At 58.7% G+C, this 21,271-nt stretch carries 17 protein-coding genes and 2 pseudogenes; 11 read left to right on the top strand and 8 right to left on the bottom strand.

Going from position 1 to position 21,271, the window contains the following annotated elements; all coding sequences use genetic code 11:
• The first annotated feature begins 331 nt into the window (after window positions 1-331).
• From ACVW0B_RS03610 to sppA, 5 genes are all read left to right on the top strand, one after another.
• The gene (locus ACVW0B_RS03610; protein WP_457490967.1) at window positions 332-1,465 is read left to right on the top strand and encodes a PIN domain-containing protein; all 1,134 of its coding nucleotides are present in this window, start codon (window positions 332-334) and stop codon (window positions 1,463-1,465) included.
• A gap of 44 nt (window positions 1,466-1,509) precedes the next feature.
• Window positions 1,510-3,255 (top strand): sensor histidine kinase, encoded by a 1,746-nt coding sequence (locus ACVW0B_RS03605; RefSeq protein WP_457490966.1) that lies wholly within the window; start codon window positions 1,510-1,512, stop codon window positions 3,253-3,255.
• 44 nt (window positions 3,256-3,299) lie between these two features.
• Window positions 3,300-4,148, top strand: coding sequence for a 16S rRNA (adenine(1518)-N(6)/adenine(1519)-N(6))-dimethyltransferase RsmA (rsmA, locus tag ACVW0B_RS03600; protein ID WP_457491003.1), 849 nt, complete (start codon window positions 3,300-3,302; stop codon window positions 4,146-4,148).
• A gap of 105 nt (window positions 4,149-4,253) precedes the next feature.
• Window positions 4,254-4,958, top strand: coding sequence for a 3-oxoacyl-ACP reductase FabG (gene fabG, locus ACVW0B_RS03595; protein WP_457441274.1), 705 nt, complete (start codon window positions 4,254-4,256; stop codon window positions 4,956-4,958).
• 74 nt (window positions 4,959-5,032) lie between these two features.
• Window positions 5,033-5,839, top strand: coding sequence for a signal peptide peptidase SppA (gene sppA / locus ACVW0B_RS03590; protein ID WP_457439205.1), 807 nt, complete (start codon window positions 5,033-5,035; stop codon window positions 5,837-5,839).
• Between the two features lie 89 nt (window positions 5,840-5,928).
• On the opposite strand, the gene coaBC is transcribed toward sppA, so the two are convergent.
• On the bottom strand, window positions 5,929-7,167 hold the full coding sequence (gene coaBC, locus ACVW0B_RS03585; protein ID WP_457491002.1) for a bifunctional phosphopantothenoylcysteine decarboxylase/phosphopantothenate--cysteine ligase CoaBC: 1,239 nt from the start codon (window positions 7,165-7,167) through the stop codon (window positions 5,929-5,931).
• A gap of 339 nt (window positions 7,168-7,506) precedes the next feature.
• Between coaBC and ACVW0B_RS03580 the strand changes: the two genes are divergently transcribed.
• Complete coding sequence (locus ACVW0B_RS03580; RefSeq protein ID WP_011432615.1) at window positions 7,507-7,875, top strand: AbrB family transcriptional regulator; 369 nt, start codon at window positions 7,507-7,509, stop codon at window positions 7,873-7,875.
• Window positions 7,876-8,131: 256 nt separating this feature from the next.
• Complete coding sequence (locus ACVW0B_RS03575) at window positions 8,132-8,935, top strand: Ig-like domain-containing protein (RefSeq protein WP_457490965.1); 804 nt, start codon at window positions 8,132-8,134, stop codon at window positions 8,933-8,935.
• Between the two features lies 1 nt (window position 8,936).
• Here ACVW0B_RS03575 and ACVW0B_RS03570 read toward each other — a convergent pair whose 3' ends face one another.
• Window positions 8,937-10,130, bottom strand: coding sequence for an RNA-guided endonuclease InsQ/TnpB family protein (locus tag ACVW0B_RS03570; protein ID WP_457490964.1), 1,194 nt, complete (start codon window positions 10,128-10,130; stop codon window positions 8,937-8,939).
• A 109-nt stretch (window positions 10,131-10,239) separates the two neighbouring features.
• On the opposite strand from ACVW0B_RS03570, the gene ACVW0B_RS03565 reads away from it, so the two are divergent.
• Window positions 10,240-11,967 carry a helicase HerA domain-containing protein gene (locus tag ACVW0B_RS03565; protein ID WP_457490963.1) on the top strand — a complete coding sequence of 576 codons (1,728 nt, stop codon included), beginning with the start codon at window positions 10,240-10,242 and terminating at the stop codon, window positions 11,965-11,967.
• Here ACVW0B_RS03565 and ACVW0B_RS03560 read toward each other — a convergent pair.
• The 3 genes from ACVW0B_RS03560 to ACVW0B_RS03550 all read right to left on the bottom strand — a co-directional run bounded on the left by ACVW0B_RS03560 (window position 11,937) and on the right by ACVW0B_RS03550 (window position 15,492).
• The gene (locus ACVW0B_RS03560) at window positions 11,937-13,181 is read right to left on the bottom strand and encodes an FAD-dependent hydroxylase (RefSeq protein ID WP_457466853.1); all 1,245 of its coding nucleotides are present in this window, start codon (window positions 13,179-13,181) and stop codon (window positions 11,937-11,939) included. The two genes, ACVW0B_RS03565 and ACVW0B_RS03560, sit on opposite strands and share 31 nt — an antisense overlap.
• A 13-nt stretch (window positions 13,182-13,194) precedes the next feature.
• Entirely contained in the window at window positions 13,195-14,181 is a 987-nt protein-coding gene (locus ACVW0B_RS03555) for a methyltransferase domain-containing protein (protein ID WP_041436329.1), read from the bottom strand.
• 267 nt (window positions 14,182-14,448) lie between these two features.
• Window positions 14,449-15,492, bottom strand: coding sequence for a glucokinase (locus tag ACVW0B_RS03550; RefSeq protein WP_414344654.1), 1,044 nt, complete (start codon window positions 15,490-15,492; stop codon window positions 14,449-14,451).
• A gap of 101 nt (window positions 15,493-15,593) precedes the next feature.
• On the opposite strand from ACVW0B_RS03550, the pseudogene ACVW0B_RS03545 reads away from it, so the two are divergent.
• Together ACVW0B_RS03545 and ACVW0B_RS03540 are read left to right on the top strand one after the other, a co-directional pair.
• A pseudogene (locus ACVW0B_RS03545) lies at window positions 15,594-15,777 on the top strand (hypothetical protein); the annotation flags it as partial.
• A gap of 146 nt (window positions 15,778-15,923) precedes the next feature.
• The gene (locus tag ACVW0B_RS03540) at window positions 15,924-16,670 is read left to right on the top strand and encodes a DUF3120 domain-containing protein (RefSeq protein WP_414329009.1); all 747 of its coding nucleotides are present in this window, start codon (window positions 15,924-15,926) and stop codon (window positions 16,668-16,670) included.
• A 304-nt stretch (window positions 16,671-16,974) separates the two neighbouring features.
• Here the strand turns inward: ACVW0B_RS03540 and ACVW0B_RS03535 are convergent, their stop codons facing one another.
• The 3 genes from ACVW0B_RS03535 to ACVW0B_RS03525 form a co-directional block, all read right to left on the bottom strand.
• Window positions 16,975-17,556, bottom strand: coding sequence for a hypothetical protein (locus tag ACVW0B_RS03535; RefSeq protein ID WP_457402191.1), 582 nt, complete (start codon window positions 17,554-17,556; stop codon window positions 16,975-16,977).
• 74 nt (window positions 17,557-17,630) lie between these two features.
• Entirely contained in the window at window positions 17,631-18,155 is a 525-nt protein-coding gene (gene ilvN / locus ACVW0B_RS03530; RefSeq protein ID WP_011432604.1) for an acetolactate synthase small subunit, read from the bottom strand.
• A gap of 164 nt (window positions 18,156-18,319) precedes the next feature.
• Window positions 18,320-20,833, bottom strand: coding sequence for a DUF3656 domain-containing U32 family peptidase (locus tag ACVW0B_RS03525; protein ID WP_457490962.1), 2,514 nt, complete (start codon window positions 20,831-20,833; stop codon window positions 18,320-18,322).
• 163 nt (window positions 20,834-20,996) lie between these two features.
• On the opposite strand from ACVW0B_RS03525, the pseudogene ACVW0B_RS03520 reads away from it, so the two are divergent.
• Window positions 20,997-21,271 (top strand): annotated as a pseudogene (locus ACVW0B_RS03520) (RNA-guided endonuclease TnpB family protein); the annotation flags it as partial.

The raw sequence follows: 21,271 nt of genomic DNA, 5'->3' as shown, positions 1-21,271 counted from the left end.
GAGCGCTTTCCCCCTTCACTTCCCGGCAACCGTTGCGGTGGACTCAAGGATCAGGGGGAAACTTGGTCTACTATATCCCTCTCAATGACTTTTGCCAAACCGCCTAAAGCTCAGTAAATTCAGCAAAGTTCAGGGTTTTGGGGATTAGAGGCATGCTCCACAGATCCCTCAAGCTGGCAAGGGATCGCTATGATTTCAGCATAGTCTGAATCCTTCTGGGGGAGGGCTGGCTTGGTTGTCCGGATCCCTCCAACGCCAGACGACTAGAATAGGAAGCAGATTTGCCTATTCCCAGCAGCATCACCCACTCAGCAGGGCCGTCTTTTTCCTTATGCTAGACGCTTTACTGGTCATGATCTTCATGTTGGCGGGAGCTGGCCTCGGGTTTTATGGCCTGGATCTGCTCCCTCCTGCCGCCATTCAGGGGGCCAATGTGGAAGGAGCCCGTGTCGTCACCAGCGGCTTTGGCGTGCTGGCAGGACTGGCTTTGGGATCCCTGGTGCGCTGGAGCTACCGTCGCTTCGAGGCCAATGTGCGCTCCCTGCCGCCGGACGTGTTGATCAGCCGCTCGGTGGGGTTGGTGATCGGCTTGGTGATTGCCAATCTGGCCATGGCTCCTGTGTACTTGCTGCCCTTGCCTCCCCAACTCAACAGGTTCCTCGAGCCACTGGCTTCGGTCTTTTTCAGCTTGGCCTTTGCCTATCTGGGGGTCAGCCTGGCCGATACCCACGGCCCCTCGCTGCTGCGGCTGTTTAACCCCAACTATGCTTTGCAGGCAGCCCTCTGGGCGGAGGGCAATGTGGTGGCTGCCACGGCCAAGGTTTTGGACACTAGCTCCATCATCGATGGCCGAGTGGCTCAGTTAATCGAGACAGGTTTTTTGGAAGGAACCCTGGTGGTTCCTCGCTTTGTGCTGACGGAATTGCAGACCATTGCCGACAAAGCCGATGCCCAAAAACGAGAGCGGGGCCGCAAAGGTTTGGATACGCTGCAGGCTCTACGAGAAGCCTACCCCGATCGTTTCGTTATTCACGAAGCCAACTATCCAGATCTGACCACTGTCGATGAAAAGCTGGTGCGCCTCACCCAAACCGTGGGGGGAACGCTGCTTACCACCGATTACAACCTGAAGAAGGTGGCGGCTCTGCAGGGGGTCAAGGTGCTGAATGTGAATGAGTTGGCCGAGGCGCTGCGGCCCATCTATGTTGCCGGCGACAGCTTTGATATCAAGATCACCCGCGAAGGAAAAGAGCCAGGTCAAGGGGTAGGCTACTTGGAAGACGGCACCATGGTGGTGGTGGAAGAAGGGCAGCGCTCTGTGGGCAAAACCCGCTCTGTGGTTGTGACCAGCGCCATTCAAACCTCAGCAGGCCGCATGATCTTCGCCCGCCTCAACAAGGACTCTGCCCCACTAACCCGCCCGGCCTCTGATCCGGCCAGCCCGGCTTCCTCTGGAAAAACCTGAGTTTTGGCCTACGTTCCCCTAGCGCAATGGTGGCTTCATCCCAAATGGGCGCCCTCCGACCCACTCCGATGTTCTACACGCAGGATCGCCAGAGGCGCTTCTGGAGTTTTTACTGGGAAGATGCCGAGAAATATGGCATCCACCCTCAGCACATCGTGAGCGGACAGCAAATCTGGGAGGTGGCCAACGCTGGAGAGTACGAAGCCAAGCTCAACCAGGTCTTTGCAAGCGGGGATCCCCTCTCCTACGAATGTCAGGTGCTCTCGCCCCGCTACAAGTTGCATCTGCATCTTTCTCTCAACCCTGTACGGGACATGGAAGGGGAGGTGGTGGCGGTTGCGGCAGTGGGCAAGTTGCTGGGGGCTACGCCTTTTGCGTTGGCCGGAGGAACCAGCAGCCCCAACAGCCAGCCCCATGCTCTCCCGGCCGATCCGGTACAGGGGATCACGACGCAGTTGGTGCGCAATATCCGGCATTCCCTGGATATCCGGCAACTGTGCCAGCAGACCGTGGAGCAGTTGGGGCAACTGTTTGAGGTAGATCGCTGCCTGATGGCCCTCTACGAGGTGGGGCAAGACTCCCTCACGGTCAATGCCGAGTACCGCCGCCATCCTGGGGATCCCTCCCTGCTCCACCAGACCCTGAAGCTGGCAGATTACCCCCATTTGTTGCAGGCCCTCAGACAGGAAGAACCGGTGGAGGCGGGGCGACATCTGGCCATTGCCATGTCTTACCAGGGCTACGCCAACAGCCTGCTCTGGCTGGAAATGCTGGATCCGAACAGGGTTCCTGTTTGGCAGCCAAGCCACATTCAGGTACTCCAGAGCATTGCCACCTACCTGGGCGCAGCCATTGCCCACGCCATTTTGCTGGATCAAAGTCGCCAACTGGCAACCCGCTTGCAGTTAGCCAACCAAACTCTGCGTCAGAAAAATAAGGAGCTGGAGCAGGCCCGTGCCCAAGCGGAATCGGCCAACCAACTGAAAAGCCAATTCTTGGCTAACACCTCCCACGAGCTGCGCACCCCTCTCAACGGGATCATCGGCTTTATCAAGCTGGTGCTGGACGGGATGGCCGAAAACCGCGAAGAGGAGCTGGACTTTTTGCAAGAGGCCTATCGCTCTGCCCTGCACCTGCTGGCCCTAATCAACGATGTGCTGGATATCGCCAAGATCGAGGCGGGCAAAATGCAGTTGGAGTTCCAGCCCTGCGACCTGCGAGCCTTGTTTAAGGATGTGGAGGCCAAGACCAGCTTGCAGGCCAGCCAGAAGGGCTTACAACTGAGCTTTCACTTGCCCAACACCTCGGATCAGATTTTGCTCTTGGGCGATTACCAACGCCTGTTGCAGGTGATGCTCAATTTGGTGGGGAATGCCATCAAGTTTACCCCCAAAGGCTCGGTAACCGTGCGGGCGGATATCCTGCCCGGCAATCCGGGGTTGGCCCGCATCCGCGTCATCGACACCGGGATCGGCGTGTCGCTGGAAAAGCAGCAAAAACTGTTTCAGGCCTTCACACAGGTGGATGGTTCCACCACCCGCCAATATGGAGGAACCGGCTTGGGCCTGGCCATCAGCCAACGCCTGGTGGAGGCGATGGGAGGGGAAATCAATTTCTACAGCCTGGGCGAAGGGCTGGGATCCACCGTCACCTTTACGGTGCCCCTCTACCGCAAGCCGCTCCTGAGCGGGGATCCGAACCCAGAGGCGCTCCCTGCTCAACCCGCCCGAGATAGACCTGAGGATGCCGATCCCAACTTGATTTCTGTTCCCAACTCAGCCAAGCGATGACCCACCCGGCAATTGCTCCTGCAACCCCTCTGGGTACCGCTCGGTTGCCCTATCCTCGTAAACGGTTTGGTCAGCATTGGCTCAAGGATCCCGCTGTTCACGAGGCGATTTTGCGGGCTGCCCAGTTGAATGATCTGGAGAGAGGGGCGGATCCCACTTGGGTGCTGGAGATCGGCCCCGGCACCGGCCAACTGACGCGGCGATTGCTGGCCCAGGGCGCCCAGGTGGTGGCGGTGGAGATCGACCGGGATCTGTGCCGACTGCTGCAAAAACGGTTCGCCGGCCAACCCCGTTTTCACCTGCTGGAGGGAGATTTTCTCCGCCTGCCGCTGCCTCCTCAACCCCGCCTGCTGGTGGCCAATATCCCCTACAACCTGACCGGCCCCATTTTGGAAAAGGTGCTCGGATCCCCGGCCCAGCCAGTTCGGCAATTCGAGCGCATTGTCCTTCTGGTGCAAAAAGAGCTGGCCGAGCGCTTGCAGGCCGGCCCCGGCAGCAAAGCCTATGGTGCTCTGAGCCTGCGGACGCAGTATTTGGCCGATTGCGAGCTGATCTGCAGGGTGCCCCCCACCGCTTTCAAGCCCGCCCCCAAGGTGGAATCTGCTGTGATTCGCCTCACCCCCCGCCCCGCCCCCACCCCCGTCCGGGATCCCTGCTGGTTTCACCAACTCCTCCAGCAGGGGTTCTCCACCCGTCGCAAGAAGCTCGTCAATGCCCTGGGAAGCTTGGTGGAGCGAGAAGCGGTTGCAGCAGCTTTGGCTCAGCTCCGCCTCAACCCCGATGCCCGCGCCGAAGAGCTGGATCTGCCCCACTGGCTGGCCTTGAGCGATCTGTTGCTGGAGAAAGCGCCCAAAAGGGCTGTTGTTCTTCAAGAGGGGCAGGAACCGGGGTAGGGTGAGAGAGGGAAGCTCAGTTGGACGAACCCAAACATCCTCTGGGGTTTTTGAAGTCCCTTCCCGATCTTGTTCTGGATCCCTTTCGCCAATGCAGGTGCATCCATGCAAAGCAACCAAGGCAAGCAAATCCTCTTGACCGGCGGCACAGGCGGGCTGGGTTTGGGGGTGGTTCCCGTGGTGCTGGCCAGCGGCGCAGAGCTGACCTTGACCTATCGCCAAGAGAAAGATCTCACCATTTTGCGGGAGCGCCTGCCGGCCAATGCTCTGGATCGGGTTCGCTTTGTGCAAGTGGATTTAACAGATGAGGCGGCGGTTGCCCGCGTCATTGCCGACCTACCCCGCGTGGATGGGCTGATCCACCTGGTGGGGGGCTTTGCCATGGGCCCCACCCACGAGTACAGCTTGGCGGACTGGTATCGCGACTTCGACCTCAACCTCACCACCACATTCCTGACCTGCAAGCACAGCCTGCGCAGAATGTGGCAACAGGGCTATGGGCGGATTGTAACGGTGGGATCCCGCGGAGCGGTGGAGCCGGGCCCGCAATTGGCCGCCTACTGCGCTTCCAAAGCAGGGGTGGTGGCCCTGACCCGCACCATTGCCGCCGAAACCCAAGGCACCGACATCACGGCCAACGTCATCCTGCCCAGCATCATCGACACGCCGGCCAACCGAGCTGCCATGGGATCCGAGCAAGCCAAGCTGTGGGTCAAGCCAGAGTCCATCGGGCAGGTGATCGCCTTTTTGGTCTCAGAAGCAGCGCGGGATCTGCGAGGGGCGGTGATCCCGGTGTATGGCAACGTCTAGGCAACTGGTTGACCAAGCCATGAGCCGCCATTCATGATACAGAATATGCACTTATCTCTATCCAGTTTTTTTCCATGCTGAAGCGGTTATTCTTGGGTGGCTTGCGCCGGCAAATCGGCCGCATTGAGGTGGCAGGGGCTATTGATGGCAAAGCTCGCGAGCGGGTTCTCAAGGCCCTGAAAGAGGCGGAAGAAAACCATATCCCTGCCGTGGTGCTGCGCATCGATAGTCCAGGTGGGACGGTGGCCGACTCCCAAGAAATCTACAATGCCCTCTTGCGTTTGCGAGAGAAAAAGGGCACCCGTATTGTCGCCAGCTTTGGCAACATTGCCGCCTCTGGGGGGGTTTATATTGCCATGGGAGCCGAAAAAATTGTCGCCAACCCAGGAACGATCACCGGTAGCATTGGCGTGATCATTCGAGGCAATAATATCGAACGCCTCCTGGATAAGGTGGGGATTTCATTTAAGGTGATTAAGTCTGGCCCCTACAAAGATATTCTCTCGTTTGATCGCGAGCTGACCCCAGAAGAGCGAAACATCCTGCAAGAGTTGATCGACATTACCTACGGCCAGTTTGTGCAGACGGTTGCTGCTGCCCGCAAGTTGAGTTTGAATGTGGTCAAAACTTTTGCCGATGGCCGCATTTTCAGCGGAGAGCAGGCCCTCCACTTGGGTGTGGTGGATCGCTTGGGCACAGAAGAAGATGCCCGCCTTTGGGCGGCAGAGCTGGCGGGTTTGCCGACGGATGCGAAGTTCTACGACCTGCTCCCGCGGCGCAGAGGTTGGTCTCGATTTCTGCCGGCAGCAGAAGCCTTGGCCCGTCTGCAGTTTGAAGTGAGCACCTCGGGCTTGCCCCTGTGGCTTTACACAGGTTCTTGAGGCAGTTCGCGAACAGCTATTCCGGGAAGTTTAGCGTTCTGTACCGCACAGCCCCCACCCCCGGCCCCTCTTCCAGAGGGAGAGGGAGTTTAACTAAAGTAGCCCAACTCCAATTGCCGGGCCAGATCCAGCAGCCGGTGGGCCAGGGTTGGCTTGGTTGCCAATGGGATCCGCTCTGGACTTCCCTGCTGGGGGATCCAATAGCCTTGGTTGTGGCTGCTGCCAAAGCCGCTATCCGGTTGGTCGATGGGGTTGGCCACAATAGCATCCAGGCCCTTTTGGCGGAGCTTCTCTCTGGCCGGTGGCAAGGGATCCCCACTTTGAGCGGCAAAGCCGATGAGGCGTTGGCCAGGGCGTTTGTGGCGGGCCAGAGCTGCCAGCAGGTCAGGGATCGGCTCCAACGGCAACATCTGGGGTAGATCGGCTTTGGGCAGCTTCCCCGCGTAAACCTGAGAGGGGCGCACATCCCCCACAGCAGCAGCCATCCACAAGAGATCCGCCTGGGGAAATTCCGCCTGCAAAGCCGCCTCCAGTTGGGCTGCCGTCTCCACCGGAATGGCCCGAATGGCGAAGGGCGCTGGATCAAAGGGGATCCCCAACGGCCCATGGACCAGCGTCACTGTCGCCCCCCGGCAGGCTGCCGCCACCGCCAGCGCCACTCCCATCCGACCACTGGCCGGGTTGCCGATAAAACGCACCGCGTCGATGGGCTCCCGTGTACCCCCCGCCGTCACCAACACCCGCTTGCCCTGCCAATCTTTTTTCCCCCCTGTCCAGAGCAAAGCCCGCACATACTCCTGCAGCGCCTCCGGCTCCAACATGCGCCCTTCCCCCACCGCATCACAGGCCAGGCGGCCACTGGCCGTCGGCAAGGCCCAAAAACGGGGATCCTGGTGTAGCCGCTGCCAATTCTCGGACACCTTCTCCGCCTTCCACATCTGCGTATTCATAGCCGGTGCCACCGCCACCGGACACCGGGAAGCCAAAACCACATTGGTGAGCAAGTTATCCGCCAGCCCATGAGCCAACTTGCCCAAGGTGTTGGCCGACAAGGGTGCAATGAGGAGAGCCTCCGCCCATTCCCCCAACTCGATGTGCAGCGGTCGTCCTCGTGTTGCTTGCCAAAAGGCGGCATCCGTAAAAGCCGGCTGGCGGGACAAGGTGGCAAAAGTCAAAGGAGAAATAAAATGTTCCGCAGCTTTTGTCAAAACCACCTTGAGCTCTGCTCCCTGCTGCACCAGAGCAGACACCAAAGCTGCCGTTTTGTAAGCAGCAATCCCCCCGCTCACCCCAATGAGGAGACGCCGCCCCGACCAAAAGGGATCCATATTGAGTGACACGCAAACAGCCTTGTTTCCAGTTTCCCTGCTTTTGCTCAATTCCGGCGGCAAAGCGGGGATCCCTCGCCCAAAGATACTTTGACTTGGACGGATGACCCTGTCGAGAATAGGGCCTGAGAGCCTATCATTCCCCATTTCAGCCAAAGTCTCCCCCATAGGTTCTGGCCTTTAGAGGGAATTCCCCACTGCTGTTTTGCGCAACCAGCCCTCAGATCCCATTGCAGTCGCGCACTCATTCCCTCTAATTAAGAAGAGTTGGATCAAACTCTGTTGCAATCCCTGTTTGTTTCTGGCTACACTAACAGTTGTCCCTAAAACCATCTCGATATGGCTACAACCAGTAAACCAAAACCACTCACTGGCCAAGAGCTCCTCGACAAGGTAACTTCAATGGGAAATGCGGATCGCAAGGAAAAAGCTCGCGCCTGTGGTTATGTCACCTACACCAAGAATGGTCAGGAGCGAGTGAATCTGATGCAGTTTAACAACGCCCTGTTGAAGGCCGTTGGCGTGGATCTCGGCGCTAGTGACGAAAATGGATCCCGTGGCCGCGCTCCTACCTTCCGGGTTTCGGTTCATAAGAATGGCAACCTCCTGATTGGAGCTGCCTACACCAAGAAGATGGGCCTCAAGCCCGGAGATGAGTTTGAGATCAAGCTGGGCCACCACAACATCAAGCTGGAGCGGGTCAACTGATTTGCTGCCTCCCTGTGCCGCTTTTCCCTGCTGGTGAGTTCATCTCAGCTTGGGTAAAGCCTTTGGTATTCCTTTCGGCCTCTAGGGGCTTGGGAGCAGCGACCTCTTCCCTTCGCTCCGGTGTTTATTGTTTCTCTACTTTTCAAACAAGGGATCCTCATGATCCGCTGGGGATCCCTGGCAGTTTGTACCTCATCAATGGCTGAAGTGTGGGTAAGTTCGCTATTCTGACAACAGTTAAATTGGGTCTGCGGCAATGAACACTCCGACCGTGCCAAATGTCTTTCGCCATTGGCGGCGGTGGCGAACTTGGGCGGGGCTGTTGTTGTTGGCAGCAGCGTTCTTTGTCATCGAGTCTCATCGGCAAGTTTGGCCTCAGTCGAATGCTTCTCAAAGTCAGGCATTTTTGGAGTGGGTGTCTTCCCAGCCTACTCCCGAACAGCAGGATGTTTTTGTGGATGGAGTCATTCGGCTGCAATTCAATCGGCCACTGGATCCCAATCTACAACGTCTGGCGGTTCAGTTGGATCCGCCGGCAGCGGTTATTTTTGATGTGCAGGGAGACGAGTTGTTGCTTAAGCCTCGGGATCCCTTGCGCTTTAGCACCCGTTACACCCTCACGCTTTCTCCCCAAGAGGGGCTGCCCCTCGAGCAGGCCATTCAGCTGAGTTTTCGCACCGAACCGCAATTTACCTACGAACGGGATGTCAAACCGCTGCTAGAAGCCAGTTGTGTGGGTTGCCATCAGCCGGCAGGACGGCAGCGCACCCAGTTGCTGGACAGTTATGAGGCCACGATGGCCTATGTCAGGCCCGGGGATCCCAATAGCGAGTTGATCAATCCCCGGTGGACGAGCCGCCACGCCTACATCCTCAACGCCACTAACCCCAACCGCCCCCAAGCTCGCGGCGGATCCCCTGAGATTGCCTACATTCAAGCCCGTGGGCTGCCCCTATCCCGTCTGGGTTTTTGGACACCCGAGGAAGTGGAGATCGTCCGCACCTGGATTGTGCAGGATGGCGCCCCCCGCACCAGCGCCCGCTTACAGATGGGCAAGTAAACTACCCGACCCTGACTGCTTCGCAGCACAGGGCGGGCTTTCGGTAGCCCTGCAGTTGGCAAGCCAACCACGAACCTCTAGGCTGGTTTACAGCAGCCCCCAAAAGCGCAATCACATTCGCACCATTCAAATCCGCATCCCCTTCCCATCCACAGTGTCCACACTTAAACTTCTTTCCACTGCGGTAGGATTGCGCAGGGTCGGGATGAATGTGCAAACACCGGTGGCAGGTCTGCGACGTGTAGGCAGGCGGCACCAGAATCAAAGCAACCCCCGCACGCAGAGCCTTGTACTCCAAAAATTGACGGAGTTGATAAAACGCCCAGTTGTTGGCCCGTCTACGCTCTGTCTTGCTCCGTGGCTGTTGATTAACCCTTTCCCGGATCCCTGTCAGGTCTTCCAGAGCGATAGCACTGTTGGTAGCTTTTGCCCTGGAGACAATAGCTTTGGAGATGCGATGATTAACCCACGCTTGAAAGCGTCTCTCCTTGCCAGACAGCCGTTGCAACAGTTGACGGCATCTGCGCCGCGAACTGCGGGTGCCCTTACTGGCTTTGCGTTGGAGTACCGCCCTCAACCGGGAGTAGTGGTCGCGGACTTTGTTCAACTGCTGTCCATTCCAGTTATCTCCTTCCGATGTATGAGCAATATCCGTCCTTCCCAAATCCACCCCCAGCACTCTGCCCGTGCGTTGCGGTGGGGATGGCTCCGCTTCCACACAGATTTGAATGGAGTAGGAGCCGTCTTTACGCTTGACCAGAGTGGCAGATTTGGGATTGGAGCCTGCCAACTGTTCTCTCTGGTAACGGCCAATCGCCAGCTCAAAGCGCTCCCGACCCTCCACCGTGGTCAGCGACACCGTCCAGTCTTTCTCGCGAAACGAAAAGATACGGGCGTCGTAGGTAACAAAGCCGCTCTTAAACTCCTTGACGGGACGCTTTTTCTGCTTAGCCACTTTGCGGGAACCCGCTACCCGTCTGCACACCTGTTGAGCCAAGTTACTGGACAAGCCAAACCGAGCGCGAATCTGGTAATAGCAAAGGGACTGGAGTTTGACTGCGTTGACTACTTTTTCTGGTGTGTTTTGGTTGACCCAGTTCAACGCCTGCACAAAGGCATCCATTGTCGCATCCAACTTTGCGGCTTGCGACGGGGACACCTTGAGCTTGCAGGAGACGGTCAGGACTTGGGTCATGGTTCTATCATAACTTCCGCATTCCTCCCGACACTGACCCTACGGGTACAGTGCGGGGCTCCTGCGATTTCTAGCTGAATAAGGCATCTGGAACCCAACCCCCACTGCCATGACCCCTCCTCAACCTTTGGCCACCGTGATTCAGGGATCCCTGAGTCGAGGGCTGGAAGCTCGCCTCAATCCCGGTGTCTCGGTAGAAGACTTGCGGGTGGGCAAATTCGTGGTGATCCAGGGGCAGCGCAACCGCTTCTTCGGCCTGCTCACCGACGTTACCCTAGAAACCAGCAACCCCCAGATCCTGGTCAACCCCCCCCGTCCTGAAGAGACCCTGCTGCGGGAAGTGCTGGCCGGTACCGGCACCTACGGCATTATTGCCCTCACCCCGATGCTGATGTTGGTGCCGCGGCAAACGGAAGGGGAAAGGCTGTATCCCCTGGTCAATCCCGAACGGCCAGAAGCGTTGGCAGCTCCCCTCGGCCAAGAACCCCCTTCCGCTGGCGCCATGGAGCTGCTGCCCGTGAAAACAGTGCCCGCCCATTTTTCGCAAGTGTATGAGGCACGGGAACTGGACTTTCGCACCGTCTTCGGCTGGGAAGACGACCCGGAGCGGCGCAACTTTGCTATCGGCCAGCCCCTCGACATGGCTGTGCCCATCTGTTTGGACTTGGATCGCTGGGTGGAGCGCAGCAACGGCATTTTCGGCAAATCGGGCACCGGCAAGTCCTTTCTAGCCCGCCTGATCCTGGCCGGCATCATCCGCAAACGGGCAGCGGTGAACTTGATCTTTGACATGCACTCCGAGTACGGCTGGGAGGCGGCCAGCGAAGACAAACACGCCAGCACCGTCAAGGGCTTGCGGCAGCTCTTTCCCGGTCAGGTACAGATCTATACCCTGGATCCCGATTCCACCCGGCGGCGAGGGGTGCGGGATGCGCAGGAGCTCTTCATCGCCTACAACCAGATCGAGGTGGAGGATCTGGCCCTGTTGGCAGAGGAGCTGAACCTATCGGAAGCCAGCCTGGAAAACGCCATTATCCTGCGCAACGAGTTTGGCCGCGACTGGATCAGCCGCCTCTTGAGCCTTTCCAACACCGAGATTCAAGAGTTTTGCGAACAGAAAATGGGCAACAAAGCCTCGATGATGGCCCTGCAGCGCAAGCTCACCCGCCTTGACAACCTCAAGTACATCCGCAGCACCCTGCCCCACAACTACATCGGCCAGATTTTGGATGCCCTCAGCCGCGGCATTCACGTGGTTATCGAGTTTGGATCCCAGTCCAACCTGCTCTCCTACATGTTGGCGGCCAACGTCATCACCCGCCGCATTCACCAGGCCTACGTACATCAGACGGAGCGGTACTTGCAATCCAAAAATCCCCTCGACAAGCCCCGTCAACTATGCATCACCATTGAGGAGGCCCATCGCTTTTTGAATCCGCGGGCAGCCAAGCAGACCATTTTCGGCACCATTGCCCGCGAGATGCGCAAGTACTTTGTCACGCTGCTGGTGGTGGATCAACGCCCTTCCAGCATCGATAGCGAAGTGATGTCGCAGTTGGGCACTCGCATTACGGCACTCCTCAACGACGACCAAGATATCGAGGCGGTGTTTACAGGGGTGGCGGGTAGCCAGAACCTGAAAACGGTGTTGGCCAAGCTAGATTCCAAACAACAGGCCCTCCTTCTCGGCCACGCCGTGCCTATGCCGGTGGTGGTGCAAACCCGCTCCTACGACCAAAGGTTCTACGCCGAGATCGCCGACCCCGACTGGTCGCAGGCCGAAGATGCGGAGGTGCTCCTGGCCGCTCAGAAGGCCAAGGAGGAGCTGGGACTGTAGGGAGAGCTCCCCCAAAGTCCCGTCATCAAGCACAGCAGCAAGCACCGCAGGGGGGGGAAGGCCATCATCCCTCTCAGGATCCACCGCCGCATAACCACTACGGGCCAGTAGGAGTTGGAGAAAGTGCGGGTGAGCAGATCCGTGAAGAGCAGCACCACCCAGTTTTCCCAGCGGCGACGGCGACCGTAGCGGCGCAGGACTTTGACATCTCCCAGATCCTCATGCCGTCTCCAGGCGTCTAGGAGCACCTGGGCCAGGGCAGCGGCGTCGCGGATGCCGAGGTTGAGCCCTTGGCCAGCCACCGGATGGCAGTGGTGGGCGGCATCTCCCACCAAGGCAAGACGATGCTGATAGTAGCGGCGGCTTTGCCGTAGGCGAGCCGGGAAAACCTGGGGCCGGTTCAGCAAAGTGAGCTGGCCGCTCTGACCGCCGTAGTAGCGCTGCATCTCGGCCAAGAAGTCGGCCTGAGGAAGGGCCAGGGTGGCTTTGGCCTGCTCGTGGGGCATGATCCAGACCACCTGACAGCGGTTGCCGGGCAGGGGCAAGATGGCGAAGGGGCCGGCAGGCCAGAAGCGCTCGTAGGCAATGTTTTGGTGGTCTTGGGAAGGGGCCACCAAGGCGGTGATGCAGGACTGCCAATAGTCCCAGCCGTCGCTAGGGATCCCTGCCCACTGCCGCACCTGGGAGCGCAGGCCGTCGGCGGCGACCACCAGGGAGGCCCGCAGTTGGCGACGCCCCTGGGCCGTTTCCAGCTCTACCTCGGCTGCAGCCTTCCCATAGGTTACGCTCTCCACCTTGGCTTCGTAGTAGCAGCTAATTTTGGGATCGGCAGCCACCTGCTCCTGGAGCGCCTGCTGCAGCCAGGCATGCTCGCCACAGTAGAAAACTGCCGCTTCCCCCACATCCTCCGGTCTAAACGTCACCCGCTGGGGAGCGTTGGCGTCGGTTAAAATCACCTGAGCAAAGGGCGTAATGTGGGGAGCCAGCGCCTCCCACACCCCGACGGCCCGGAAGATGCGGATTGACAGCGGCGAAAGGGCATAGGCCAGGGGGCGCTGTTTGACTGCCTCAGCCGACTGGGCCTCAATGAGGGCCAACCGCAGGCCGGATCCCCGCAGGGCACAAGCTAGGGTTAAGCCCGCGATGCCTCCGCCGACGATAATCACGTCGTAGAGGGCTGCCAAAGTATCCGGAGTGGGAGCAAGAGTTGTCATCTCTCTTATTCTCCTATTGGCTGCTGTGGGCAACCACTTCTGTGCGGGTGGAGTCTGCCGACGTGGCGGCTCGCACGGCCCGGAACATGCCAAAGCGGCAGAGGCCGGTGCCGAAGGCCAGGCGCATGAGCAAGAAAGTGGGCACCTCCCGTAGCGACTTAATCAGGCCCACCAAGCCAAACTTCAGCAACCCTTCGGGACGGACAATGCCCTGCCAGATGGAATCCAGCCAAGAGGGAAGGGTCTCCTGAGTCCAGTCGGCGGTTTCCACTCGTCCTGCCACCAGGCCAGTAGCCTCCAACTGCTCGGCAAAGCCTTCGATGCTGGAGAAGGAAGGGTGTGACCATTGATCCAACAGTTGCCGCATCACCAGCCGCTCCCAAAAGTTCAGGGGCTTTTGCCGGTCGTCCCGCTGGTTCCAGTCCGCCACCACCAGGATTCCCCCTGGCTTCAACACCCGCAGCATCTCTTGGGCATAGCGGGCCTTGTCCGGCATGTGAGGCCCTGCCTCAATGGACCACACCACATCGAAGCTGGCATCGGGGAAGGGCAGGTCGAGGGCATCTGCCACCTGAAACTGGACAGGCAGATCAGGGGGGGTGAGCTCCTGGGCCCGCTTCACCTGCTGAGGACTGATGGTGATGCCGGTAACGACAAAGCCGTAGTCACGGGCCAAGATGCGGCAGCTCCCACCAATGCCGCAGCCCACATCCAACACGGTTGTCCCTGCAGGCAGTCGATCCAACCCCCCCCAGCGCACCATCTCGTGGACAAAGTCGTGCTTGGCCTGCAGAAAATTTTTTCGTTGGGGAGGAGAGCCGTAGTGGCCTAGGTGAATGTGTTCGCCCCAGTAAAACTCTAGGATCCCATCCCGAGTCCACTCGTCGTAAGACTTGGCCACAGAGGCGGGAGACTCGTATTTGCGAGCGGTCAACAGATAGGCTGCCAAGCCCACGGCCAGCAGCACAGCTATGCCCAAAGCCCAAAAGATTGGATTCATCGGATCAACCATGAAGCTTCTATGATATGAAGTCCCTCTGCGTGGTGGCAATCATTGTCGGTTGGATAGCGCAGCCCCAGGCGGAGTGCTTTCCGGTATGGGGCCAGCCAAGCAAAGGCGCAATCCCATCTTGACCCATCTGCTGGCTCAAGGAAGAAGTCTGGGATCCCGGCAAAGGGCAGCTGGGCGAGATTTTCCAGCACCCATTGGGATTGCTGCGATCGCCTGCTGGGCCGGGGCGGCAACCTCAGTAGCAGCGGCCGCTCCCTACCAAAGGTTGGCGGCGTAGCGAGCAGCTCCCCTCAGCCCCACCTGCGCATTCACCACCACCTGCACCGACAGTTGCTCCAGAAGAGGACGCATCCGCCCCTTATCCAAAAACGAGGACAAAAACTCCCCTTGATGCAGTAGGCGCAAGAGCTTGGGCGCGATCCCCCCAGCGATGAACAGGCCCCCGCGCGGCAATAGGTGTAGGGCAAAGTTCCCGACTGCAGCCCCGTACAGGCTGATGAAAAGCCGCAGACACTCCACCGCCAGAGGATCCCGTGCTTCCATGGCAGCATTGGCAATTTGGGCTGCCGGGTCAATATGCTTAGCTCCCTTTTCCCAAGCCTCAATTTGGGCCAGCAGCTGTTCTTCTCCTGAGCCCCACTGGCTATCCCGCAAAAATTGATAAATGGCAACGATCCCCTGCCCCGAGACCACCCGCTCGGTGGAGACACGTCCGTGCCGTTTTTGCAAATACCTCAAGAGCTCCCACTCCAGAGGGGTGCGCGGGGAAAAGTCCACGTGACCGCCCTCGCTGGCATGAACTTGGTAACCCCCTTCTCCCCAGGTAAGGTAAGCCTGCCCCAAACCCGTGCCTGCTCCCATCACGCCAATCGGAGCCCGCGGTTGACGCTCACCCACTTGCAAGGTGTCCAGATCCTGGTCGCCGAGGGCAAGCACGCCATACCCCACAGCGCTGAAGTCGTTGATCAAGGCTACGCGCGGGATCCCCAGCTCTGCGGCCAATTGGCTCGACTGCAGATCCCAGGGCAAGTTGGTCACTTTGGCAGTCTGTCCCTCAGACCCTGAGCCCCTTGTTTCCATGACGGGGCCGGCCACTGCAAAACAGGCGGCAGCAGGCTGTGGATCTCGCCCCAGCTCCCGCCGAGCCTGGGCCAGAAACTCTCCCACCATTGGGGCGAGGTTGGCGTAATCTTGGCTGGCATAGCGGCAGTGGTAAAGGCTGTGCTCGGGATCCTCGGCATTGACAAGGCTGAGGCTGGTTTTGGTGCCCCCGATGTCTCCTGCCAACAACAAGTCCATACAGTTTCCTCCGGCCAGCACCTCCTTCCCACCCTGACATCTCTGGAGCATGACTCTAGTCAATAATAAGCTCAACTATACTGAAAATAATGTATAATATGTTCAGTACGGATTACTACCAGTTGATCTTTCTGTTTACTTTCGAGTCTGCCAACATGGTAGCCAAAGCAAAGCAGAAAATTGGTAGTAAGACGACACGGAAACTGCGCTTTGGGTATTCTACTCAAAGCTTTGCGGGATACCGCCATTCTGTTTGGAAGCAAACAGAATGCTATCGCTGCATAGTTGAACAGTGATGTTCAGCAGTGTTCAGCGTAAATGTATCAGAGAGAATGCCAGGCCCCCAAGGCTTCCCCGCTCCTGCTGGGGAGAAGAGGGAAGGGCAAAGAAGGTGCTATGTTAACTGATGTAAAGGTTTTTAATATTGCATTTTGTCTTCTACACCTTTTTTACCCCCTCTCCAAGATGAGCCTCTGCTGTCCTCTGAGCGTTTGGCCGGGCTGGATCCCCGCCCTCTCTCGGCTCAAAGGCGTTTTCGATCCCACCATGCCATTGGGGGAGTGGCAGCTCTGCTCGTGAGTCTGCCCGTTTTTGTGCAAGCGCCCCTGGTGCGGTATGCCCCTTGGGTCAGCTTGGTGATGTCTTTGGGCTGGCTGGGCCTTAGCTTGCATCTCTACTCCCAGCCCCGTACCCGCCTGTGGGGAGATTTGCTGTACGGCTTTACCCTGACTTGGCTGGCAGGATCCCTGTATTGGGGATGGCTGCGCTTTGAGCCTCTTTGGCACATGCCCATGGAAGCCTTGGGGATCCCGATTGTCTGGTGGGGGACACGGCGACGGTTTGCCCGCATCGGTACCTGGTTTTATCTCGGCTCCCTGTGGGGTACAGCGGTTACAGATCTCTACATTCACTCGGTGGGGCTGCTGCCTGAGTGGCGGCAGGCGATGCAGTTTGACCGGTTGGAGCAGGCGGTTGTCCCTTTTAGGGCGGCCCTCGACAAAATGGCTACCCCCTGGGGCCTGGGTTGGGGCATCGGCTTGGGCCTTCTGTTGCTGGGTGTTGGATTGTGGAGAGTCCAGGGATCCCGCCGCTTGCACCATTGGGCATTTGCGGGAGCAGTGCTGAATACCCTGTTGGTGGATGGGCTATTTGGCTGGGGGGCAGCTCTGCTGCGGTGAGCTGGGACATCCCCATAACTGATACATTTACGCTGAACACTGCTGAACATCACTGTTCAACTATGCAGCGATAGCATTCTGTTTGTTTCCAAACAGAATGGCGGTATCCCGCAAAGCTTTGAGTAGAATACCCAAAGCGCAGTTTCCGTATCGTCTTACTACCAATTTTCTGCTTTGCTTTGGCTACCATGTTGGCAGACTCGAAAGTAAACAGAAAGATCAACTGGTAGTAATCCGTACTGAACATATTATACATTATTTTCAGTATAGTTGAGCTTATTATTGACTAGAGTCATGCTCTACTTCAGGTGGGAGTAGAAGTATTGGTAGGGCTGGGAGCTCCATCGGACTCCGTCCTGCCAACGTCGGCGGCAGCAGGTGCAGTTGCCGGCAGTGTAGGTTCTGGCCCGGCAGGAGGCAACTCCGGTGCCGGTGCGGGCTGAGGCAGAAAGTCGATGACCTCCCAAGTCTTGGAATCCGGTGAGCTGTAGGCCAGCAGCCACCGTTCGGGCACGGTTTTGACGCGGTCGGGCGAGCGTTGTGTAGCAACAGTTTGTGCCTTTTGGTGGGCCAGGGTGAGCTGGAAGGGATCCCCTTTGCGGCGATAGGGGCGGCGGGATCCCGGCGGCTGCACGCTCAGGGTGTAGGTGCCGCTGAGGTGATGGCCTTCCAGGGTTTCTCCTGAGGCCAACAGCAAGGGTTCACGGCGATCCTGGCGGATTTTCACATCCTGCAATTGCAGGCGGGCTGCTAGCTGGTCACTGCCCACCAAGGATCCCACCGGCCCGGACAAATGAGCGATCTGATAGGCGAGGGCCTGCTGCACAATCGGCTTTGGCGGTCTAGGGCCGCAGCCGGCCAGCAGCCCCACCAGCACAATAGCCACAAGGCTAATCGTGCCCCGCAGAACCGATCCCCTACAACTCCACCCCAGTTTTGGCATCGCTTCCCCTGAGGCCATCAGACGGTAACTAAGGTGGGGTGTTGCTTCAGGTATTCCGTATTCACGCCGGACTCGCGGGTGAGAGCCACCAGGCCGGTACGGGCGATCTCACGGATGCCAAAACTGGTCAACATCTTGATGATGGCCACCATTTTGCCGGGATCCCCGGTTACCTCGAGAGTCAAAGACTCCTCCGCCACATCCACAATCCGGGCGCGAAACATTTGGGCCACATCCATAATGGCGGAGCGGGTATCGGGGCTGGCATTGACCTTGACCAGCATCAGCTCCCGTTCCACGCAGGGAACATGGGTGATATCGGTAACTTTCAGCACGTCGATGAGCTTGTAGAGCTGCTTCGTCATCTGCTCCACATCGTGTTCATCTCCCTGCACCACCATAGTGATACGAGAGATCCCCGGTCGTTCGGTGGGGCCAACGGTGAGGCTGTCGATGTTAAAGCCGCGACGGGCAAACATCCCCGCAATGCGGGTTAAAACGCCAGGCTGATCCTGCACGAGGGCGCTGAGGGTGTGTTTCACGGCAACCAGAGGATAGAGAAAAAGCTGAGAAGAGGTTGGGGAAGCACCTGGGAATAACAATACCCTGAGGAAATTTTACGCCAACTTTGCCGGAATGTTTTTCGCATTGCTCCGGTCGGAGCACAGCTGCAGAGCCGGCGCCCTAGAGAAAGACAGCGCAGCCGTTAACTCTCCAAAGACCCGCGCGTAACCCCCAATTGGCTGTGTAGCTTCAGCTCCTGCCACAGTTGGGATCCGCTGAGTTGACCTTGTAGGAGTTGCTGATAGCGGTGCAGGGTTTGTTGGATCTCGGCGGGGGATTCATGCAAAAATTCGATGCGCAGATAGCGCAGGCCCAAGGCCAATAATTTCGGCACATATTCTGCCCCCGTTTGGGCCTTGCCGTTGTAGAGGGTATTCCGACAGCCGGCATCGGCCTTCAAAATGTGCTCGACATTGGCCCTGTCCCTCAGCTTCACCTCGTGTTTTTCACATGGGCGACCACAATTGGTGTAATCCGTTCCGCTGGATAAAAAGGCGCAAAAGACGCAGTGCTCCATGTGGAACAGGGGCATGTGTTGATGAAGGGTAACCTCGTACCCACCGGCGGGGCCGGCTTGCAGCAGGGATCCCAGTTGCTCGTGGTTGAGGTCATAGGAAGCCGTCAGGCGCTCCAGGTTGTAACGGGTTTTGAGATAGTGGGCCGTGATGGGATTGGCCACATTCAAGGAAAAATCCCCAATGCAGCGCTGCCCGGCAAAGAAACGGAGATGATCGTAATTTCTCACCAAGTAGCCATCGGCCCCAGCGGCCAACACTTGCTTTAGGATCCAGGTTTCTCCCGGCTTGGTGATGCGGGGCGGAGCGACCCACAGTTCCACCTCGGGATGGGCGGCTTTGGTTGTGCGGATCACCTCCCGATAGCGGCGGGGATCCTCAAACTCCAGATAGATCTGCCTAATACCGCTGGCTATCGCCGCCGGCAGTTGCGCCGGATCCCGCACCAACACCACCAACTGCGGGGATCCCCTTTCGGGCTCCTCCTGAGAAGGCACCAGATCTTGCCAGCGAGCTTCGGGATTGAGTTGCCAGCGCGGGGGCTGAGCTCGCAGAGCTTGTAGGCGTTCCACCGCTTGTCGGCGCATCTGGTTGAGCAGGCTCACCGGCAGCATTACCTCCCCCTGCAAGGCATTGTGCAGGGATCCCAACTTGAAGGGAGTGGAGCCCAAACGGCCCAGTTGCTGTCGCAGTTTTTCGGTGGTGAGGGGTTGGCGGTGGGCAGCTTCCAGGGGCAGCGGCGAATCCACCTGCACCGTATGGCCTTGCTCATCCCGCAGGATCAGCGTCAGCGGGGATCCCACTTGGCCGTGAACCTCCATGTGGACGGGCCGCTGAAAGCGGGGGTGATCCCCGGCGTAGCTCTGGCGCAGGCGCTTTTCCAGTTCCGGGTCGCTGGTCTTCCAGAGGCGATCCCCCACCCGCAGACGTTTGAGGTCAATGGCCCCCTCTCCGAAGCTGAGCCAGGCCAGCCCCTGCTTCTCTTGCACCCGGTAAACTCGCCCCCCCTGCTCCGGCAACTCCGGCTGCCCCTGGTCAAACACCACGCCGTCCCCAGCTTTGAGGGGTGCCTCCAGCCGGATCCCCACCTGATCCTGTTGGATCCCCACCACTTGCCCCAGGTAAACCCCCCGTTTCTTGCCAAACCGCGCGTGCACCAGCTCCTGGTTGTTGATGCCCCGCAGCCAGCCTGTGTAGAGCCCACGAGAAAAGCTCATCTCCAGCTCGTAGCGTTCCTGTTGCGAGGGCTGCCACGGCTGTCCCACCCCCAGCGCATCCAAGGCCTGCCGATACACCCGCGTTACATTGGCTACATATTCTGGGGATTTCAGCCGGCCCTCAATTTTCAGACAGCGGATCCCCAGCTTCACCAGCTCCGGTAGCACCTCCAGCCCGGCCAAATCTTGAGGGCTGAGCAGATACCGCTTCTCCCCCAAGTCGCGGCGGATCCCGTCTACCACCAGCTCATAGGGCATGCGGCAGGCTTGGGCACATTCCCCCCGATTGGCCGAACGCCCCCCCAGCGCCTCGCTGGTCAGACATTGCCCCGAGTAGGCCACGCACAACGCCCCATGCACAAAGACCTCCAGAGATAGGGAGGATCCCTTCTCTTCCAGATAGGCCCGGATCTGGGCGATTTCCTGGAGGGAACATTCCCGCGCCAGCACCACCACCTCACAGCCCAGCTCAGCGGCAAACTCCGCTCCCACTCCACTGGTGATGGTCATTTGCGTGGAAGCATGGATGGGGAAATCGGGGGAAAGATGCCGGATCAGGCGGGCGATGCCAATATCCTGCACAATCACCGCATCCACCCCCGCCGCAATCATCGAGCGGATGTATCCCTCGGCTTCCGTCAGCTCCCTTGGAAAAACCAGGGTATTCAAAGTAACATAGCCCCGTACCCCCCGCCGGTGCAGCCAGGCCATCAGTTCCGGCAAATCCGCTTCCGTAAAGTTGCGGGCGCGCATCCGGGCGTTGAAGCGCTCCAGCCCAAAGTAAATGGCATCGGCTCCGTTTTCCACTGCCGCCTTGGCACACTCCCAATCCCCCGCCGGGGCCAGCAGCAGGGGCAACTTGGTGGTCAGAGGCGGCGCCTCAAAGTGATCCGTTTCCGCGAAATCTATCCCAGCAGCTTTCATCGGAAGACAGCCCCACAAAGAGAACAAGGGATCCTTTCCCATTCAAAATCAAAAAACCTGAGAGCAGGATCCCCTTGTCTCAGCTTACTAGCGCAGGAGCCCCGCACTGTACCCGTAGGGTCACTGCCGGGAGGAAAGCGCTTTGATGAAGTACAATGGACTTATGAGCCAAGTCCTGACCATCTCCTGTAAGCTCAAGGCGTCCCCGTCGCAAGCCGCCAAATTGGACGCGACGATGGAGGCTTTTGGCCAAGCCTTGAACTGGGTCAACCAGAACACGCCGGAGAAGATCGTCAATGCGGTCAAACTGCAATCCCTTTGCTACTACGAGATTCGAGCTCGGTTCGGCTTGTCCAGTAACTTGGCCCAGCAGGTGTGCAGACGGGTGGCAGGCGCTCGCAAAGTGGCGAGACAGCGCAACCGTCCGGTTAAAGAGTT

The sequence above is a fragment of the Thermostichus sp. MS-CIW-23 genome, from assembly GCF_054059455.1.
Note: the sequence above shows the minus strand (reverse complement) of the source record. Positions and strands in the feature narration are given on the sequence as shown.

What these genes read in the sequence shown, in the direction of transcription:
- ACVW0B_RS03610 (WP_457490967.1), top strand. Translation starts at nt 332, where the DNA reads ATGCTAGACGCTTTACTGGTCATGATCTTCATGTTGGCGGGAGCTGGC.
- ACVW0B_RS03605 (WP_457490966.1), top strand. Translation starts at nt 1,510, where the DNA reads ATGGGCGCCCTCCGACCCACTCCGATGTTCTACACGCAGGATCGCCAG.
- fabG (WP_457441274.1), top strand. Translation starts at nt 4,254, where the DNA reads ATGCAAAGCAACCAAGGCAAGCAAATCCTCTTGACCGGCGGCACAGGC.
- sppA (WP_457439205.1), top strand. Translation starts at nt 5,033, where the DNA reads ATGCTGAAGCGGTTATTCTTGGGTGGCTTGCGCCGGCAAATCGGCCGC.
- coaBC (WP_457491002.1), bottom strand. Translation starts at nt 7,167, where the DNA reads ATGGATCCCTTTTGGTCGGGGCGGCGTCTCCTCATTGGGGTGAGCGGG.
- ACVW0B_RS03580 (WP_011432615.1), top strand. Translation starts at nt 7,507, where the DNA reads ATGGCTACAACCAGTAAACCAAAACCACTCACTGGCCAAGAGCTCCTC.
- ACVW0B_RS03575 (WP_457490965.1), top strand. Translation starts at nt 8,132, where the DNA reads ATGAACACTCCGACCGTGCCAAATGTCTTTCGCCATTGGCGGCGGTGG.
- ACVW0B_RS03570 (WP_457490964.1), bottom strand. Translation starts at nt 10,130, where the DNA reads ATGACCCAAGTCCTGACCGTCTCCTGCAAGCTCAAGGTGTCCCCGTCG.
- ACVW0B_RS03565 (WP_457490963.1), top strand. Translation starts at nt 10,240, where the DNA reads ATGACCCCTCCTCAACCTTTGGCCACCGTGATTCAGGGATCCCTGAGT.
- ACVW0B_RS03560 (WP_457466853.1), bottom strand. Translation starts at nt 13,181, where the DNA reads ATGACAACTCTTGCTCCCACTCCGGATACTTTGGCAGCCCTCTACGAC.
- ACVW0B_RS03555 (WP_041436329.1), bottom strand. Translation starts at nt 14,181, where the DNA reads ATGAATCCAATCTTTTGGGCTTTGGGCATAGCTGTGCTGCTGGCCGTG.
- ACVW0B_RS03550 (WP_414344654.1), bottom strand. Translation starts at nt 15,492, where the DNA reads ATGGACTTGTTGTTGGCAGGAGACATCGGGGGCACCAAAACCAGCCTC.
- ACVW0B_RS03525 (WP_457490962.1), bottom strand. Translation starts at nt 20,833, where the DNA reads ATGAAAGCTGCTGGGATAGATTTCGCGGAAACGGATCACTTTGAGGCG.